The sequence below is a fragment of the Nocardia sp. NPDC059229 genome (genome assembly GCF_042754165.1).
In the GTDB taxonomy this organism is placed as follows: domain Bacteria; phylum Actinomycetota; class Actinomycetes; order Mycobacteriales; family Mycobacteriaceae; genus Nocardia.
Genome location: NZ_JBHZAK010000004.1, coordinates 248,771 through 264,635, shown reverse-complemented (window position 1 = coordinate 264,635; position 15,865 = coordinate 248,771). Strand labels below are relative to the sequence as shown.

At 69.9% G+C, this 15,865-nt stretch carries 13 protein-coding genes; 9 read left to right on the top strand and 4 right to left on the bottom strand.

The genetic code is table 11. From position 1 onward, the window contains the following. The first annotated feature begins 6 nt into the window (after nucleotides 1-6). The 7 genes from ndk to ACFXHE_RS12495 all read left to right on the top strand — a co-directional run bounded on the left by ndk (nucleotide 7) and on the right by ACFXHE_RS12495 (nucleotide 8,873). Nucleotides 7-423 (top strand): nucleoside-diphosphate kinase, encoded by a 417-nt coding sequence (ndk, locus tag ACFXHE_RS12525; protein WP_354834836.1) that lies wholly within the window; start codon nucleotides 7-9, stop codon nucleotides 421-423. Nucleotides 424-975: 552 nt separating this feature from the next. Then, nucleotides 976-4,179 carry a translation initiation factor IF-2 N-terminal domain-containing protein gene (locus tag ACFXHE_RS12520; RefSeq protein WP_379382518.1) on the top strand — a complete coding sequence of 1,068 codons (3,204 nt, stop codon included), beginning with the start codon at nucleotides 976-978 and terminating at the stop codon, nucleotides 4,177-4,179. A gap of 339 nt (nucleotides 4,180-4,518) precedes the next feature. Continuing rightward, complete coding sequence (gene rplU / locus ACFXHE_RS12515; RefSeq protein WP_157354916.1) at nucleotides 4,519-4,830, top strand: 50S ribosomal protein L21; 312 nt, start codon at nucleotides 4,519-4,521, stop codon at nucleotides 4,828-4,830. A 40-nt stretch (nucleotides 4,831-4,870) separates the two neighbouring features. Beyond that, entirely contained in the window at nucleotides 4,871-5,137 is a 267-nt protein-coding gene (gene rpmA / locus ACFXHE_RS12510; protein WP_040806195.1) for a 50S ribosomal protein L27, read from the top strand. 173 nt (nucleotides 5,138-5,310) lie between these two features. Then, a complete protein-coding gene (gene obgE / locus ACFXHE_RS12505) occupies nucleotides 5,311-6,765 on the top strand; it encodes a GTPase ObgE (protein ID WP_379382516.1) in 1,455 nt (484 codons plus the stop codon). A 202-nt stretch (nucleotides 6,766-6,967) separates the two neighbouring features. Then, complete coding sequence (gene proB / locus ACFXHE_RS12500; RefSeq protein WP_379382837.1) at nucleotides 6,968-8,047, top strand: glutamate 5-kinase; 1,080 nt, start codon at nucleotides 6,968-6,970, stop codon at nucleotides 8,045-8,047. 322 nt (nucleotides 8,048-8,369) lie between these two features. Next, complete coding sequence (locus tag ACFXHE_RS12495) at nucleotides 8,370-8,873, top strand: DUF4254 domain-containing protein (protein ID WP_379382514.1); 504 nt, start codon at nucleotides 8,370-8,372, stop codon at nucleotides 8,871-8,873. Between the two features lie 112 nt (nucleotides 8,874-8,985). Here the strand turns inward: ACFXHE_RS12495 and ACFXHE_RS12490 are convergent, their stop codons facing one another. Then, a complete protein-coding gene (locus ACFXHE_RS12490; RefSeq protein ID WP_379382512.1) occupies nucleotides 8,986-10,086 on the bottom strand; it encodes a methyltransferase in 1,101 nt (366 codons plus the stop codon). A gap of 116 nt (nucleotides 10,087-10,202) precedes the next feature. After that, nucleotides 10,203-11,045, bottom strand: a complete 843-nt coding sequence (locus ACFXHE_RS12485; protein WP_379382510.1) for an NAD(P)H-binding protein — start codon at nucleotides 11,043-11,045, stop codon at nucleotides 10,203-10,205. A gap of 111 nt (nucleotides 11,046-11,156) precedes the next feature. Between ACFXHE_RS12485 and ACFXHE_RS12480 the strand changes: the two genes are divergently transcribed. Beyond that, complete coding sequence (locus ACFXHE_RS12480; RefSeq protein ID WP_379382508.1) at nucleotides 11,157-11,663, top strand: MarR family winged helix-turn-helix transcriptional regulator; 507 nt, start codon at nucleotides 11,157-11,159, stop codon at nucleotides 11,661-11,663. A gap of 12 nt (nucleotides 11,664-11,675) precedes the next feature. Here ACFXHE_RS12480 and ACFXHE_RS12475 read toward each other — a convergent pair whose 3' ends face one another. Next, nucleotides 11,676-13,949 carry a RecQ family ATP-dependent DNA helicase gene (locus ACFXHE_RS12475; protein ID WP_379382506.1) on the bottom strand — a complete coding sequence of 758 codons (2,274 nt, stop codon included), beginning with the start codon at nucleotides 13,947-13,949 and terminating at the stop codon, nucleotides 11,676-11,678. A gap of 275 nt (nucleotides 13,950-14,224) precedes the next feature. Between ACFXHE_RS12475 and ACFXHE_RS12470 the strand changes: the two genes are divergently transcribed. After that, nucleotides 14,225-14,623, top strand: a complete 399-nt coding sequence (locus ACFXHE_RS12470) for a hypothetical protein (protein ID WP_379382504.1) — start codon at nucleotides 14,225-14,227, stop codon at nucleotides 14,621-14,623. Nucleotides 14,624-14,629: 6 nt separating this feature from the next. On the opposite strand, the gene ACFXHE_RS12465 is transcribed toward ACFXHE_RS12470, so the two are convergent. Further along, entirely contained in the window at nucleotides 14,630-15,853 is a 1,224-nt protein-coding gene (locus ACFXHE_RS12465) for an RtcB family protein (protein ID WP_379382502.1), read from the bottom strand. Between the last annotated feature and the right edge of the window lie 12 nt (nucleotides 15,854-15,865).

Below are 15,865 nucleotides of genomic sequence, written 5' to 3'. Positions count from 1 at the left end.
GGCCGCGTGACTGAGCAGACGTTGGTACTCATCAAGCCGGATGGCGTGGCCCGCGGCCTCGTCGGGGAGATCATCACCCGGATCGAGCGCAAGGGTCTGAAGATCGCGGCGCTGAAGCTCGTGAACGTCTCGCCCGAGCTGGCCGCCGTGCACTACGCCGAGCATGCCGAGCGCCCGTTCTTCGGATCGCTCATCGAATTCATCACCTCCGGCCCGGTGGTCGCGGCCGTGCTCGAGGGCCCGCGCGCCATCACCGCATTCCGTCAGATCGCGGGCGGGACCGACCCGGTCGAGAAGGCCGTCCCCGGCAGCATCCGCGGCGACTACGCCCTCGAGACCCAGTACAACCTCGTGCACGGCTCCGACTCGCCCGAGTCCGCCAAGCGCGAGATCTCGCTCTGGTTCCCGGAATTCGCGCTCTGAACCCGTGCGGGGCACCGCTCCCCGCACACACTCGATAGGTCCGGGGGAGACCCCGAAGGCAGAGGCAGCCGCCCGCCCCTGCGCCCCGGAAGGCAGGCGCGGGCGGGCGGCTCTCCGCCGCACACCGGTCGGATGCGGCGCGGTCCGCGTGAGACTCGCGAGACCCGCTCCGGGCCGCGCGGGCACGACGCCCCGGCGTGGTGTGGGATACTGGCTCTGGAAGTGACCGACGCCGGCCGTTTGCGGCAGGTGTCGATCACCTTCGAATTGACACCGCGGAGCGACGGACGATCATCGCTGCCGCCGACGGCTTCCAAGACTCGGCCGCCGGGCAGGCACGCTGGATGAACGCTTGTGACACGGAGTTGAGCCAAACCAAACCAGGCGCCACGTGACCTGTTAGCCCGAACGACGAGATATTGGTGATAACGGGGCACGCGGCGCGAAGACTTACGATCTCGCGCCCCCGGGCGTGAGGCCAACAAGACAGCGCCCCCGCGTCGGCCGCGTCGCTCCTCGGAGGAACGCGCCCGGGGGCCCCGAGGAGATTTCGTGGCCGATCAAGAGCCGCTGGAAGCATCGCAGAGCAACGGTCAAGGGGAGGGCGCTCAGATCACCCCGGCTGCCGAACAATTGCCGGAACGGATCCGAGTGCACGCACTGGCGAAGCTGCTGGGCACTACCAGCAAACGTATTCTGGCCCACCTGACCGAGATGGGCGCGCAGGCGCGAAGCCCGCAATCGAGTCTGGACCGCACCGTCGCCGAAACCGTCCGCGACGCCTTCGGCCCGCGTGACGTCGAGCTCGTCGAACCCGCCCCGGCCGGGCCCGAGCCGATCGCCGAGGCGACCGTCGACGCGGCCATCGCCGCCGGCGACGACCGGGCGGCCGACGAGATCGCCGCCGAGGAGGTGGAGGCCGTCGAGGACACCGCGGCCGCCGCGCCCGCGGTCAAGCAGACCACCCTGTTCGCGAGCCCGTTCCAGAGCGAGCCGCTGATCGAGGAGCCGGTCCAGTACCAGCCGTCCGCCGTGGTGGCCGCACCGCTGTTCCAGGCGCCCGACGCCGCGGCAGCCGAGGACGCCCGCCGCCAGCGCCGCGCCGAGCGCGCCGGTCGCAAGGCCCGGGCCGAGGAGCGGGCCGCCGAGGAGCAGGAGCTCGAGGCCAAGGCCGTCACCGAGGAAGCCGCGTCCGAGGACACCGAGGACGAGGGCGAGTGGGAGGGCGACCAGGACCGCGACCAGCGCGGTGAAGGCACCTCGCGGCGTCGCCGCCGGGGACGCCGGGGTCGCGGCCGCGGTCGTGGCGAACAGCACGGCGACAACGACACCGATGAGGCCGAGGGCGACGAGCAGCCCGAGGGCGAGGCCGACGAGTCGGCCGAATCCGCCGACACCGACGTCGCCGAGGACGAGGACGAGGGCGCGGCCGTGCCCGAGGGCTCGAGCAGCCGTCGCCGCCGTCGCCGTCGCCGCCGCAAGGGCGGAGACGACAACGAGCCCGAGGCCGCCGACGACGATCCGCCGAACACCGTCGTGCACGAGCGCGAGCCGCGCAGCAAGCGCCGCGCCGCGCAGGTGGACGAGGTGCAGGGCATCAGCGGCTCGACCCGCCTGGAGGCCAAGCGCCAGCGTCGCCGGGACGGTCGCGAGGCCGGCCGCCGGCGTCCGCCCATCCTGACCGAGTCGGAGTTCCTGGCCCGCCGCGAAGCGGTGGACCGGGTGATGGTGGTGCGCGAGAAGCACTTCTCCGAGCACCCCACCTCCACCACCCAGGTCGCGGTGCTCGAGGACAACATCCTGGTCGAGCACTTCGTGACCTCCACGGGTTCGGCGTCCATGGTCGGCAATGTGTACCTGGGCAAGGTGCAGAACGTGCTGCCGTCGATGGAGGCGGCGTTCGTCGACATCGGCCGCGGCCGCAACGGCGTGCTGTATGCGGGTGAGGTGAACTGGGAGGCCGCCGGTCTGGGCGGCAAGGAGCGCAAGATCGAGCAGGCGCTGCGGCCCGGTGACACCGTGCTGGTGCAGGTCTCGAAGGATCCGGTGGGCCACAAGGGCGCCCGCCTGACCACGCAGATCAGCCTGGCCGGTCGCTTCCTGGTGTACGTGCCGGGCGGTACCTCGACCGGTATCTCCCGCAAGCTGCCCGATACCGAGCGCAAGCGGCTCAAGGAGATCCTGCGCGACATCGTGCCGCAGGACGCGGGCGTCATCATCCGCACCGCGTCGGAGGGTGTCTCCGAGGCGGAGCTGGCCCGCGATGTGGAACGGCTGCAGGCGACCTGGCGCACCATCGAGGACCAGTCCAAGAACGGCTCGGGCGCGCCCAAGACCCTGTACGAAGAGCCGGACCTGCTGGTCAAGGTGGTCCGCGACCTGTTCAACGAGGACTTCTCGAAGCTGGTCATCGAGGGCGAGCGCGCCTGGACCACGGTGGAGAACTACGTCCGCACGGTCGCCCCGGACATGCTGGCCCGGGTCGAGCGCCACGAGAACAACGGCGTGGACGTGTTCGGTTCCCTGCGCATCGACGAGCAGCTGGCCAAGGCGCTCGACCGCAAGGTGTGGCTGCCCTCCGGCGGCACCCTGGTGATCGATCGCACCGAGGCCATGACCGTCATCGACGTCAACACCGGCAAGTTCACCGGGTCGGGCGGGTCGAATCTCGAAGAGACCGTGACCCGCAACAACCTGGAGGCGGCCGAGGAGATCGTGCGCCAGATGCGGCTGCGCGATATCGGCGGCATGATCGTCGTCGACTTCATCGACATGGTCCTGGAGTCGAACCGGGATCTGGTGCTGCGCCGCCTCACCGAGGCGCTGGGCCGGGACCGCACCCGCCACCAGGTGTCCGAGGTCACCTCGCTGGGCCTGGTCCAGATGACCCGCAAGAAGCTGGGAACCGGCCTGGTCGAGGCGTTCTCCACCACCTGCGAGACCTGCCACGGCCGCGGCATCCTGGTGCACAACTACCCCGTCGAGTCGTCGGCTCCGGCCGGGGAGAGCGGCGAGGGTGTGAGCCGTCGCGAGGGTTCGCGCCGCCGCCGCAAGGACCGCAGCGCGGCCGCCGCCGAGGCCCCGGCCGTCGAGCCGGTGGTCGAGGAGAAGGCCGAGAAGCACGAGGTCAAGGCCGAGCAGGCCGCGGCCAAGCGCGCCCACCCGGTCGCCATGGCCATGGCCGCGCACGCCGCCGAGGAGGCCGTGCACGCGGCGGACGAGGATGCCATCGCGGCCGCCGATGCCGCGAATGCGGTGCTGGCCGAGGGTGAATCGGTGAGCGTGGCCGATGTCGCGGCCGCCGAGTCCGTCATCGTCCGCGAGGCCGAGAACGCCGCCGCCGAGGCCGCCCTGGCCGAGCACGCGGTGTCCGAGATCGAGACCGCCACCGAGGAGGCGGCGGTCGAGACCGCGCCGGCCACCAACGGCACCGCGCCCGCCGTGGACACTGTCGTGGTCGAGTCCGAGCCTGTGGCAACGGAATCGCCGATCGCAGAGGCCCACGCTGCCGTCGCCGCCGTGGCCGCCGCGGAAGCGCAGCCCGGTCGTCGTCCCACCCGTCGCCGGGTGGCGCGCACGGCCTCGGCCCCGGCCGCCGACAGCCAGGGCGCGGTGTTCGTGCTCTCCAGCACGGATCAGTCCGACAAGCCGGGCTTCAACCTGGACGATCTGGCTCCGGCCGCGGTGCCGCCGCGGTCCCGCCCGCGTCGCCGGGCCGCGGGCCGTCCTGCCGGTGCGCCGGAGGGCGAGAATTAGCCGGCTCCCGTCAGCAAGGCCGTGGCCCCGCCGAATTCCGGCGGGGCCACGGCCTTTTCGGGCGGTGACGAACACCATCGGGGGTGGGGTGAGGCCCGGTTTGGAGGGGGTCGGCCGTGTCCTGTAGTCTTGGTCAGTCGCTGCCCCCTGCGACGGCACTCTGTTGTGACTAGTGCTGTGAGTGGGCCAGGTTCGGTTCGGTAGAACCAAAGGCCCGAGGCGGCGGTGAAAACCACCAGACCAGTCTGCGGCGGTTTCCGGTGCGAACCGGACGACCGGCCGTGTGAGCAGAGTGCCGAGCACTTCGCGCACTTGTAAAGAAAGAAGGGCAGCCGACCGATGGCAACGTACGCAATCGTCAAGACCGGCGGAAAGCAGTACAAGGTCGCGGTCGGTGACCTGGTGAAGGTCGAGAAGATCGAGGGTGAGCCGGGCACTGCGGTGTCCCTGGCGCCGGTGCTGGTCGTTGACGGCGCCGAGCTGACCACCGATGCTGACAAGCTGGCGAAGGTTTCCGTGTCCGCCGAGGTCGTCGAACAGACCAAGGGCCCGAAGATCCGCATCCACAAGTTCAAGAACAAGACCGGCTACCACAAGCGTCAGGGCCACCGTCAGAAGCTGACGGTCCTGAAGGTCACCGGCATCAAGTAATCCGACTTGGGGTTCGCACCCCGGCACGAGGAGTTCTGAAATGGCACATAAGAAGGGTGCATCCAGCTCGCGCAATGGTCGCGATTCGAATGCCCAGCGGCTCGGTGTGAAGCGCTTCGGCGGTCAGACCGTCAAGGCCGGCGAGATCCTGGTTCGTCAGCGCGGCACGCACTTCCACCCCGGCGTCAACGTCGGCCGTGGCGGCGACGACACGCTGTTCGCCCTCGAGGCGGGCGCGGTGCAGTTCGGCACCAAGCGTGGCCGCAAGACCGTCAACATCGTGGTTCCGGAGCCGGTGAACGCCTGACCGGCGCACCGGAGTTCGCTCCACAAGCTTCCGAAGCGGGTCAGGGTTTGGATTAACCCTGGCCCGCTTTGCTGTTTACAGCAGCACCACACCGCCGATGCGAACCAGCCCGGAGCGCAGCGGAGGGCAAATTAGACAGAGTCGACTAGTCCTGAAGGAGGATGATCACCGATATGTCCAAATTCATCGACCGTGTCGTTTTGCACGTGCGCGCGGGCAAGGGTGGGCACGGGTGTGCCTCGGTGCGGCGTGAGAAGTTCATGCCCCTGGGTGGCCCGGATGGCGGCAATGGTGGCAATGGCGGGGATGTGATCCTCGAGGTCGACCCCAATGTGCACACGCTGCTGGACTTCCACTTCCACCCGCATGCCAAGGGCGGCAACGGCAAGCCCGGTGAGGGCGGCAACCGCAATGGCAAGCAGGGCGAGGGGCTGCTGCTGAAGGTGCCGGACGGCACCGTCGTCATGGGCACCGACGGTGAGGTGCTGGCCGACCTGATCGGGGTGGGTTCGACGTACGTGGCGGCCCGGGGCGGCCGCGGCGGGCTGGGCAATGCCGCGCTGGTGTCCAAGTCGCGCAAGGCGCCCGGTTTCGCGCTGCTCGGCGAGGACGGCCAGGAGCGCGAGCTGGTGCTCGAGCTGAAGTCGGTGGCGGATGTGGGCCTGGTGGGCTTCCCGTCGGCCGGCAAGTCGTCGCTGGTGTCGGTGCTGTCGGCGGCCAAGCCGAAGATCGCGGACTACCCGTTCACCACGCTGGTGCCGAACCTCGGTGTGGTGCTGTCGGGTGACACCACGTTCACCGTGGCCGATGTGCCCGGTCTGATCCCGGGTGCGAGCGAGGGCCGCGGCCTGGGCCTGGATTTCCTGCGGCATCTGGAGCGCTGCGCGGTACTGGCCCACGTGGTGGACTGCGCCACGCTGGAGCCGGGCCGTGACCCGGTGTCGGATGTGGACGCGCTGGAGGCCGAGCTGGCCGCGTACCAGCCCGCGCTGGTGGGCGACGCCGGTCTGGGTGATCTGGCGGATCGCCCGCGCGTGGTCATCCTGAACAAGGCCGATATCCCGGATGCCGACGAGCTGGCCGAGTTCGTGCTGCCGGAGTTCGAGAAGCGCGGCTGGCCGGTCTACAAGATCTCGGCGGTGAGCCGGGAAGGCTTGCGGCCGTTGACCTTCGCGCTGGCGGAGATGGTCGCCGAGTACCGGGCGGCGCATCCGAAGGCGGAGCCGAAGCGGCAGATCATCCGACCGGTCGCCAAGGGCGACAGCGGTTTCCGGGTCATTCAGGATCCCGAGGTCGAGGGCGGCTTCATCGTCATCGGCGAGCGGCCCGAGCGGTGGGTGCACCAGACCCAGTTCGACAATGACGAGGCCGTCGGCTACCTGGCCGACCGGCTGGCCCGCCTCGGCGTCGAGGACGAGTTGGTCAAGCTCGGCGCGGAGCCGGGTGCGTCGGTCACCATCGCGGATTACTGCTTCGATTGGGAGCCTTCGATTTCCGCCGGTGTGGAGACCCTGATGACCCGCCGCGGCGTGGACCCGCGCCTGGATCAGACCGAACGCATCGGCGCCGCCGAGCGCAAGCACGCCTCGCGTGTGCGCCGCGGTCTGGTGACCGAGGACGACGAGTAATACAGTGCCGCAGGGCTGTTCGCGACGGAGCGGGCGGCCGATGCGAGTGGGCAACGGATTCGGGTGCGACGGTGCTGCGGCGCCGCGGGCGAATTGAGGTGTGGTGCAAGTGGGTTCGAGCGGCACTCAGGTGACGGGACAGGGCGCTGGACTCGGGGAGCGCAGTGCTGGATCCGGAGAGCTCAGTGCGGCGCGGCAGGCGATCGCGTCGGCGCGCAGTGTGGTGGTGAAGATCGGCTCGTCGGCGCTGACCTCCCTGGAGGGCGGCCTCGATACCGGTCGGCTGGACCGGCTGGCCGATGCGGTCGAGGCCCGCATGCGCGCGGGATCGGATCTGGTGGTGGTGTCCTCGGGCGCCATCGGCGCGGGCATGGCTCCGCTCGGATTGTCCAAGCGCCCAAGGGATCTTGCCACCAAGCAGGCCGCCGCGAGTGTCGGGCAGCTGGCGCTGGCGCACGCCTGGGGCACCTCCTTCGCCCGCTACGATCGCGTCGTCGGCCAGGTGCTGTTGAGCGCGGGCGACTTCGGCCGCCGCGAGCCGCACCGCAATGCCCAGCGCACCCTGGACCGCCTGCGCTCACTGCACGCCATCGCGGTGGTGAACGAGAACGACACTGTCGCAACGGAAGAGATCCGGTTCGGCGACAATGACCGGCTGGCGGCGCTGGTGGCCCACCTGGTCGGCGCGGATGCCCTGATCCTGCTGTCGGATGTCGACGGCCTCTACGACGGCGATCCGCGTAAGGGTGCGGCGAACTTCATTCCCGAGGTGCGCAGCAGCGCCGATCTGGACGGCGTCATCGCCGGATCCGGTGGCGCGCTGGGCACCGGCGGTATGGCCTCGAAGCTGTCGGCGGCCCGCCTGGCCGCGGATGCCGGCGTGCCGGTGCTGCTGGCCGCGGCTTCGGATGCGGCGGCAGCGCTTTCGGGCGCGACCGTGGGCACCGCCTTCGCCGCGCGTCCGGTGCGGCTCTCGGCTCGCAAGTTCTGGGTCCGGCACGCCGCCGACGCCCGGGGCGCGGTGCATCTGGACGCGGGCGCGGTCGCGGCCGTGTCGGAGCGCCGCCACTCGCTGCTGGCGGCGGGCATCACCGAGGTGGCGGGTCACTTCTATGCCGGTGATGTCATCGATCTGATCGCGCCCGACGGCCGGCTCGTCGCCCGCGGCGTGGCCGCCTATGACAGCGACGAATTGGAGACCATGAAGGGCCGTTCCACCACCGCCCTCCCCGACAGCATGCAGCGCCCGGTCGTGCATGCCGACGATCTGGTGAAGGTCTAGCCGTGGTGAAGGTCTGGTTTCGCCCCCGGCACGCGAAGGCGAAGTGCCGGTTACGGGCGAATTGCATTGGGGGAGAGGCGAAGTAACGCCACGAACCGGTCAGTTGGTCGCTCGGGCGAGGGGCAGGGGGAAGGCGGGGGAAGGGCAGTGGGCGGGACGGCCCGGAGGTTCATGCTTGAGGAGCACCCGGTGCCGCATCGAGATGTGCCCTTCGCCGATAGCGGTCGCCTGGATCCGGCGCGGTCCGCCCTTGCCGCGCCGGGCTCGCGGTCCGGTGATCGCCCGCGGCTCCGGGTGCGCCGCACCGCCCGTGGAGGTAGGTATGTACGTACCGCAACCTGATAGCACACAGCTGTGGCGGGCGAGCGGACGTGACACGAGTTTCGAGGAGAGGTTCGCCGAACGCCCACTACTGCCCGATTGGCATGAACTGCTGGCCGCCTTCTGCGGCCACATCGGTGATCAGCCCGAAGACCACGCGGTCACCCGCTGGGCTCGGGCGCTGGCCGAACTGCACCTGCAGCGGCGGGAACAGTCCGGCGATGCGGGCGGGATCGACGAGCTACGCGCTCAACTGGTCTCGTTCATCGACGAGTGGGTGACGAGCCGGGCGCTGCCGAGGGGTGCAGCGCGGGCCGAATCCCTCGGGGCCGTGGTGGATGCCATGGCGGCCGCCCATGTGCGCGCCGTGCATCTGCTCCGGACGGCCGAGAACGTATCGGACGAACAAGTACACGCCGCCTGGTTCCTGCTGGCGCAGATGGCGGACGGCTGGACCGATCGGGCCGCAGGGGTTGTCGGCCCGAGAATCCGCCGCTCCGCCTGAAGTGCCGGCGCGGCAACCGCATCCGGGTGGCGGCGGGAGGCCCGCGTCGGGCGTGTGACCTAGCGCGTCACACGCCCCGCGGGCGCCTCACTGACCGGGCGGGCAGGCCCGGTCACCACGCCGGATGGGCCTCGATCACGCAGTCGGGGGCGGCGGTCGCGGTCACCCCGGTGAGCACGAATCCGCTGCGGGAGAGCAGGTTTCCGAATTCGGTCTGGGTGCGTTCCCGGCCGCCCGGGGTCTGGATCAGCATCTCCAGGTCGATGATCTTGCCCGGGTGGGGGCGGTGGTGTTGCGGCATGACCATTTCGATGATGAGCAGGCGCGCCTCGGATTCCATCGCGGCGCGGATGGTGCGCAGGATGCGTTCGGCATCCTCGTCCGACCAGTCGTGCAGGATGTGTTTGAGCAGGTAGGCGTCGGCGCCCTTGGGGACCGAGTCGAAGAAGCTGCCCGGCTCGAAGGTCAGACGGCCGGTCAGGCCCGGTATCCGGAGCTTTTCCTCGAGGCCTTCCTGCACGCGGGGCAGGTCGAAGATGGTGCCGCGCATGGAGGGGTGGCGTTGCAGGATGTCGACGAGCAGGCTGCCGCGCCCGCCGCCGACATCCACGATCGAGCCGAACCGGCCGAAGTCGAAGGCTGCCTGCAACGGCTCGTTGGACAGACTGCTGACACTGGTCATGGCGCGGTCGAAGATCTCCCCGGCCTCGGGGTGTTTGTCGGCGAACTCGAAGAACTCCATGCCTTCCAGCTCGGGCCAGAGTGATCCGCCGGACCGGACCGAGCCGCTGAGGTGCGTCCAGTGCTTGCGATGCAGATCGGCCCCGAAGAACAGGAGCAGATCCCGCAGCGTGACCGGCGCATCCGAACACAGCGCCTGCGACATGCCGGTCAGCTCGTACGCGCCGTCCCGGCGCTGGGCGAACACGCCCGCACTGATCAGCAGGCGCATGAGCCGCCGCAGCGCGTCCACGTTCGCGCCGACCGCCGCTGCGAGGTCGGCCGGCTGCCTGGGGCCTTCGGCGAGCGCGTCGGCGATGCCCAGCTCGGCCGCCGCGCAGGTGGCCTGACTGAGATATCCGGCCGTGGCCAGTTCCAGGAGCGCGATGTGCCCGGGAACCATCCGCCGATGCAGGGCGTACATGCCGTCGCGGAGCCAGGTGATGGCGCGCAGCAACGGCAACGGTGGAGCTTTGAGTGATGCGGACGCCATTGATGAACTCCCCAGGATCGTTCGGCGACTGCGGGATTTGCCTGAGCCTACGCGCTGCGTCCCTGGTGGGCAGTGATTTCCGTGACGGCCGCGCAATCAGCCCGGCGGGGCGCGGGTCAGGCGGCGGTGAAGGCGGCGGCGTGCTCGCGGGCCCACTGCGCGAAGGTGCGGCCCGGGACGCCCAGCAGGGTGTCGGTGGTGTCGGCCGGGGTCTCGGGCTGCTCGGTGGTGAGCGCCCAGATGGTCAGCAGGGCGTCCACGATGTACGGCGGCATGGTTTGCGACAGCTGTGCCTGCGCCTGCTCCGGGGTGATGGTGACGATCGGGATCTCCCGGCCGATGGCCTCCGACAGCGCGGCGATCTGCGCGCGGAAGCTGATCGCCTCGGGGCCGGTGAGACTGACTGTGCGGCCGCGCAATTCGGGGCCGGTGAGGGCGGCGACGGCGATATCGGCGATATCCAGCGGGTGGATCATGGCCAGGGCGGCGTCCGGGTAGGCGTGCTCGATGGGCTGTCCCGCCGAGACGGCCGGGATCCAGCCGAAGGCATTGCTGTCGAATCCGCCTGGTCGCAGCGTGGTGGTGGCGAGAGTCGAAGCGGCGAGCGCCTTTTCGACCGCCAGGTGGCTGGCGCCGATGGGATTGGAAGCGGCGTCGGGGGAGTCGACCGCGGAGGACGACAGCAGTACGACGTGCTCGACTCCGGCCTGCTCGGCGGCCCGCACGAAGGTGGTCGCGGTGCCGGGATCGGCGTAGAGGAAGACCTGGCGCACGTTTTCCAGTGCGGCGGTGAGGCTTTCGGGATCGTCGCCGCGCAGTGCGACGACCTCGATTCCGGCGGGAAGGTCGAGGGCGGACGGGTCCTTGCTGGCCGCGCGGACGGGCAGCCCCCGGGCGTGCAGGGTCGTGAGGACGGCGCGGCCGATCTGGCCGCGGGCGCCGGTGACGAGGATGGTCATGGCGTACTCCGATCGAGTGAGAATCCATGCAGATGGACAAATGCATGCTGTCATGCACACATTTGCGAGTCAACACATATGTTCGCGAATGCATGCAGATACGATGTGCCCATGACCCAGGACGACCGCACCCCCGACGAGCTGCTCGATGCCATCGGACCGGCATTCGGCAAGCTCCGCCGCGGTGTCCTCCAGGAGGTCGAAGACCCCATCAGCACCAAGGATTCGACCCGCGCCCTGCTGCTGGGCATGGTGCTCGGCTGCCCTCAGGGCACCGGCCAGGACCCCCGCGAGCCCGGGCAGGAGATGACGGTCGGCGGTATCGCCGCGGGCATGTGCGTCGATCCCTCGGTGGCCAGCCGCATGGTCACCGACAGCATCAAGGCGGGCTACTTGCGGCGCGTCCCCTCCCAGCGGGACGGCCGCCGCGCGGTCCTCGAGCTGAGCGAGCAGGGCCTCGAGTTCATGCGCACCTTCCGTCGCCGGCAACGTGCCGCGTACGAATACATCACCGCCGAATGGCCCGAACGCGACCGCCTCGAATTCGCGCGCTTGATGCTCCGCTACGTCGACGCCATCGACGACCTCAAGAACCGCCGCCCGCCCGCCGACGACTGAGCTCGCGGGCGATCAGGACGGGGTGGCCAGGGCGAAGGGGAGGACGGCGGCGGCGCCCGCGGCGCGGAGCATGCGGGCGGCCATGGTGAAGGTCCAGCCGGTGTCGGTCAGGGTGTCGACCAGCAGGATGCGCTCCGCCTCCCCGCGCTTGCCGTCGACCGAGCTGAGATCCGGTGTCTCCCAGGCATTGTGGAGGGCGGCCACCCGGTGGGCCGAGTTGGCGGCGGAGACCGGAGGCAGGTCGGGGCGCAGGTGGAGGACGCCGAGGTCCGGTAGGCGGCCGACCTCGGCGAGGCGGGCGGCCAGTGAGCGGGTCAGGATCGGGTGGGCGCCGGAGTCCAGGGCCATGACGGCGGTGGGGCGCTGGGCCCAATTCCATTCGCGCAGCACGGTGGTGCAGGCGCGGAAGACCTCGTCGGGGATCGGGGCATCGGGGCCGTCGAGCAGTGGGCGCAGGCGCTGACCCCAGCCGAGGTTGCTGAGGCGGCCCAGGACGCGGCCGGTCTCGGGGCCGTCGGTGATCTTGCCGGACAACGGTATTCCGAGTTTGGCCAGGCCGGTGGGCCACTGCTTCCGGGGCGCGAGGTCGATGCCGGGGCGGTCCAGGCGGGTGCGAATATCGGCCAGGTCGGCGGCGTCGACGGCGATGTCCAGGCGGGTGCCGGTGCAGTTGTCGCAGCGTCCGCAGCGGGCGTCGGCGGTGAGGCCGGGATCGTCGAGTTGCCTGCGCAGGAACGTCATCCGGCACTCGGCGGTGGACTCGTAGTCGATCATGGCCTGCTGCTCGGCCTCGCGCGCCACACTGAGCCGCTCGTAGCGTTCGGTGTCGTAGGCCCAGGGCTGACCGGTGCCCAGCCAGCCGCCGCGCACCCGGCGCACCGCGCCGTCCACGTCCAGCACCTTGAGCACCATCTCCAGGCGGGAGCGGTTGAGCTCGACCAGCGGTTCCAGGGCGGCGGTGGACAGCGGCCGGTCGGTGTCGAGGGCGGCGAGCACCGAGCGCACGATGTGCTCGCGCGGGAAGGCCACCGACGCGAAGTAACTCCAGATCTGCCGGTCCTCGTGGCCGGGCAGCAGCACCACCTCGGCCCGCTCGGTGCCGCGGCCGGCACGGCCCACCTGCTGGTAGTAGGAGATGGGGGAGGAGGGCGCGCCGAGATGTACGACGAAGCCGAGATCCGGCTTGTCGAAACCCATTCCGAGCGCGGAGGTGGCGATGAGCGCCTTCACCTCGTTGTTCAGCAGTGCGGCCTCGAGGGCTTCGCGTTCGGTGGGGTCGGTCTGCCCGGTGTAGGCGGCGACGTGGTGTCCGTGCGAGTTGAGAACGTCGGCGAGATCGTGGGCCGCGGCCACCGTGAGCGTGTAGACGATGCCGGAGCCCGTCAGTTCGTGCAGCCGCCGGCTGAGCCAGGCCGTGCGCTGCACCGCATCGGGGATGCGCACCACCGACAGATGCAGGGACTCCCGGTCCAGACTGCCGCGCAAAACCAATGTATCCGTGCCGATCTGGGTCGCCACATCGGTCACCACCCGGTCGTTGGCGGTGGCCGTGGTCGCCAATACCGGCACCTCGGACCCGAGATCGGCGATGAGCGTGCGGATCCGCCGATAGTCCGGCCGGAAGTCGTGACCCCAGTCGGACACACAGTGCGCCTCGTCGATCACCACGAGCCCCGCGTCCGCGGCCAGCTTGGGCAGCACCGAATCGCGAAAGTCCGGATTGTTCAAGCGCTCCGGACTCACCAGCAGCACGTCGACATCGCCGGCCGCCACCCGCGCGTGGATCTCGTCCCACTCGGTGACATTCCCCGAATTGATGGTCGCCGCAACGACTCCCGCGCGATCGGCTGCCGCGACCTGGTTGCGCATCAGGGCCAGCAGCGGCGACACGATCACCGTCGGCCCCCGCCCCTGCGCCCGCAGCAGCTTCGCGGAGATGAAGTACACCGCCGACTTGCCCCACCCGGTGCGTTGCACCACCAGTGCCCGCCGCCGCTGCACTACGAGCGCCTCGATCGCGATCCACTGATCCTCGCGCAGGCGCGCCTGCGGCCCGGCCAGCTCCCGCAGCAGCGACTCGGCGTCCTCCCGCAGGCCGCCCGCACGAACCGGCTCCGAGGCCGCCGAGCGGGGATCGGCGGTATCGGTCGACGGCCGGGACGTGCCGGTCGCCGCCGAGGCCGAAGGGTCGGTGCCGGGCGGGGTGGCGGGGTCGGTCGAGGTCACGCGCTCCATCGTGCCCCACCGCACCGACACCACCTGCCCGCCGCCCGGATTTTCGGCCAACTTCGCACCCCTTGCATGCCGCCCGGGCGCGCGACCCGCGCAAATACTCCGAACCGGACAAACGTTTGCCCTGTACAACACCGGTGGAGACCGCCTTGGTTGCGGTGGGGTCAAGATCGCGCGGAATCCCGTGCACGGACGGACAATAGGGTTCCGGGCACGAAGGGCGTCCGGGGGTGCGCAGGGAGACGCAGATGCCGGAGAAGTTTCCGTCGCCCGCGGGGTGGACTCCGCCGGGTACAGAGTTTCGCAGTAGTGGAGGTGTTTCGCGGACGGTGACCGGCGCGCTGATGGGGTTGATCCTGACCCCCGTCGGCATCGTCCTCGCCGCCCGCGGCGCGGCCGGCACCAGGCAGTGGACGATCCTCGGGGACTTCGCCGACCGCGTCGGGTCCACCGTCGAGATCCTCATTGCCGCAGTGGTGTTCCTGCTGGTGGCGGCCTTGGCCGCCTATTCGGCGGCGGGCACCATCATCGCCGGGCTGGTGTGGGGGGTGCTGCCCGGGATCATCCATTTCATCTTCCCGGACGACACCTTCCGCCTGATCGGCGATCTGCCGGTGTCCGATGACATGCACATCGCGCTGTTCCAGTGGCTGCAAACGGGATTCCCGCTCATCGTGGGCATCCTGCTGGTGGGTGCGGGTGCAGCGGCGACCTTCCGCCGCCGCTGACCCCGGTCAACCCTTCACACACAGCACCTGCCGCAGCGTGGCGACAATATCGACCAGGTCGGACTGGGCCGCGATGACCTGGTCGATGTCCTTGTAGGCCGCGGGGATCTCGTCGATCACCCCGGCGTCCTTGCGGGACTCCACGCCCTCGGTCTGCGCGACCAGGTCGGCCACGGTGAACTGGCGCTTGGCCGCATTGCGGCTCATCCGCCGGCCCGCGCCGTGCGACGCCGACTGGAACGAGGCCGGATTCCCCTTGCCTCGCACCACATATGAGCGCGTGCCCATCGACCCCGGAATCAGCGCCAGGTCGCCCGCGCCCGCACGCACCGCGCCCTTGCGGGTGACGAGCATGGGCATCCCGTCGATGATCTCCTCCGCCACATAGTTGTGGTGGCAGGAGATGGGATCGTCGAATCGCACGTCCAGACCGTGGAATTCGTCGCGCACTGCCTTGCAGACCAGGGCGAGCATGACGGCGCGGTTGCGCGCCGCGTACTCCTGGGCCCAGGTCAGGTCATGGCGGTAGGCATCCATTTCCGGTGTCCCGGAAAGGAATACCGCCAGGTCGCGATCCGGCAGATCCGCATTGTGCGGCAGTCTGCGGGCCACGGTCATGTGCCGCTCGGCGAGTTCCTTGCCGATATTGCGGCTTCCGGAATGCAGCAGGATCCACACGCGCTGCTCGGTGTCGATGCACAGCTCCTGGAAGTGGTTGCCGCCGCCCAGCGTTCCCATCTGCTTGTGTGCCTTGGACTCGCGTGCCTGGACGGCCGGATCCAGTGAATCGAACGCCTTCCAGAAGCGCTCCCACCCCGCGCGCAGGGTGGTGCCCGCCGCGCGCTGACCGAAAACCTCTGCGTTCAACCGGTTCACGTTCACCGGGTCGTGGTGGGCCGCGAATCCCACCGGCAGCACCGCCTCGATCCGTGATCGCAGCGAGTGCAGGTTGTCGGGCAGATCGGCCGCGGTCAGCGAGGTGAGCACGGCCTCCATTCCACAACCGATGTCCACCCCGACCGCCGCGGGCGCGACCGCGTCCTTCATGGCGATGACGGAGCCGACCGTCGCGCCCTTGCCCAGGTGCACGTCCGGCATCACCCGTACCCCGTATACCCACTTCAGTTGCGCGATATTCCGCAGCTGCTGCAGCGCGGCCGGCTCGACCTCGTGCTCGTGGGCCCACATGAGCGTCTGCGCCCGAGTACCGCGCAGCTCGACGGGAAACATGGGACTTTCCTT